The organism is Mesorhizobium sp. P2_E6, assembly GCF_056403835.1.
In genome coordinates, this window is the sequence record NZ_JBFUEQ010000046.1 from 1 (window position 1) to 539 (window position 539).

The following is a 539-nucleotide window of genomic DNA, read 5'->3' on the forward strand; positions in this document are numbered from 1 at the left end:
TTCGTCGTCAGATCCGTCTCGTCCACCGTCAGCGATGCACTGGCGCCCGGCGCCGAGATCGACGGGCCGTCATCCAGGAAGGTCAGGTTGCTGCCAATGTTCAGTGTCGCCGACTGATGATCGCCATCCTTGTCGGTGATCGTCGCCGTCAGTGTCACCAGATTGTCGGCGTTCAGGCTGACCGGCTCGTTCGGGTCCGTCGTCGGATGGACCACCGCACGCTGCTGGTCGAGCGTCACATTGCCCGACGCATCGGTGCTGACCGTGAACACGATCACGCCGCCGACGCCCGCACGGCCGACCACCTGGCCAGCCTCGAGGCTCAGCACCACCGCCTGGCCGCTCGCCGTGTCGACCAGCCCCGTCGCGCCGGCATTGAAGCCCAGCGCATAGGTGGTCGTGCCGGCGCCATCGGCGCCATAACTCGAGGTGAAGGCGCTGGCGAAGCTCGCCGTCGCATTCGTCGTCAGATCCGTCTCGTCCACCGTCAGCGATGCACTGGCGCCCGGCGCCGAGATCGACGGGCCGTCATCCAGGAA

Annotated in this window: 1 protein-coding gene; it reads right to left on the minus strand. The window is 67.0% G+C overall.

Annotation, left to right across the window (positions count from 1 at the left end; translation table 11 throughout):
* Positions 1-539 (minus strand): DUF5801 repeats-in-toxin domain-containing protein (locus tag AC1D08_RS33690; protein ID WP_477425360.1); only part of this gene is annotated, 539 nt, incomplete at both ends.